Annotated in this window: 1 protein-coding gene; it reads right to left on the reverse strand. The window is 37.9% G+C overall.

The features are described 5' to 3' along the window. Window positions 1-39 precede the first annotated feature (39 nt). Complete coding sequence (locus OMHG_RS00105) at window positions 40-1,275, reverse strand: IS256 family transposase (RefSeq protein WP_010647064.1); 1,236 nt, start codon at window positions 1,273-1,275, stop codon at window positions 40-42. Window positions 1,276-1,380 lie beyond the last annotated feature (105 nt).

The raw sequence follows: 1,380 nt of genomic DNA on the forward strand, positions 1-1,380 counted from the left end.
GGGTTTGTCAAATAAAGTGTGTAAGTTGGGATTACACACTTAGATATATTTGAGAACCCTATCCTTTAATCGGTCATCCATTAATAGTTGATTCATGGCTAGAGACCAGTTATGGACATGACCACCTTCCCATTTGGTTTCTAGTTCTTTAACTCGTAAATATAGGACTTTAAGTAGGGCATTCTCGTTGGGGAATGCTCCCTTTTTCGTTACTTTTCTAAAGCTGGAGTGGATGCTTTCCACTGCATTAGTCGTGTACATAATTCGTCGAACTGCACTACCAAAGTCAAATAATTGTTCTACATGTTCAAAGTTGCGTTCCCAAACATCGATAGCTCCTGGGTAGGCAGACCATTGTTGTTTAAAGGATTCAAATGTACTTTGACATGCCTTTAGACTTTGAGCTCCGTAAACCTTTCTTAATGAAGCTGTAAATGCTTTGTAGTCCTTGCTTGGTACGTATTTAATGGAGTTGCGAATTAAGTGTACAATGCATCGTTGAACGATAACGTTAGGGAATATGGAACGAGCACCTTCCTCCAATCCAGATACGCCATCCATAGAAATAAAGAAGATATCTTCGACCCCTCTAGCCTTGATTTCATCAAAGATTTGCATCCATTTATGCTTACTTTCTGTTTCATTTAACCATAGACCAAGAATTTCTTTTTTTCCCTCCATGGTATAACCTAAAATGGTATACACGGCATACTTCTTTGTCTCATATTGATTACGGATGGTTGTATACATGCAGTCCACAAAAACGAAAGGATAACAGTTATTTAATGGACGACTTTGCCACTCTTCTAAGTCAGGCAGCACAGTATCTGTGATATCGGAAACCATTTCATGAGATACAGAAAAACCATAAATGTCCTCAATGGTAGAAGAAATGTCCCGCTGAGACATCCCTCTGGCATACATAGCGATAACCTTATCCTCAATCTCAGATACATCTTTTTTACGCTTAGGAATAATTTTCGGTTCAAAAGAGCCGTCACGATCTCGAGGCACTTCAATTTCTACTTCTCCAGAACTGGTATTCAAGGTTTTCTTTCCATAACCATTTCTGCGATTATCTGTGACTTTTTCCCCTTTATCGTTTGAGTCATAACCAAGATGATGGTTCATCTCTCCTTTTAACATCGCTTCAAACATAGGGCCAAATATGTCTTTTAAAGCATTCTGCATGTCTTGTACGGACTCTGGTTGGTATTGTTCTATAATTCTATTAGCTAATTCTACTGATTTTGGATCACGTTTAGATTTCGCCATTATAAACAACTCCCCAATTTATATATTCTAGTTTATCAATAAAAAAATAAACTGCGAAGTAAGAGCCGTACGCTCTCTTACTTACACAGTTTATATTACACTCCC

The organism is Oceanobacillus massiliensis str. N'diop (assembly GCF_000285495.1).
GTDB classification, from domain to species: Bacteria; Bacillota; Bacilli; order Bacillales; family Amphibacillaceae; genus Oceanobacillus; species Oceanobacillus massiliensis.

Bases quoted from the DNA above. Each gene is read 5' to 3' on its own strand.
- OMHG_RS00105 (WP_010647064.1), bottom strand. From the start codon at position 1,275: ATGGCGAAATCTAAACGTGATCCAAAATCAGTAGAATTAGCTAATAGA.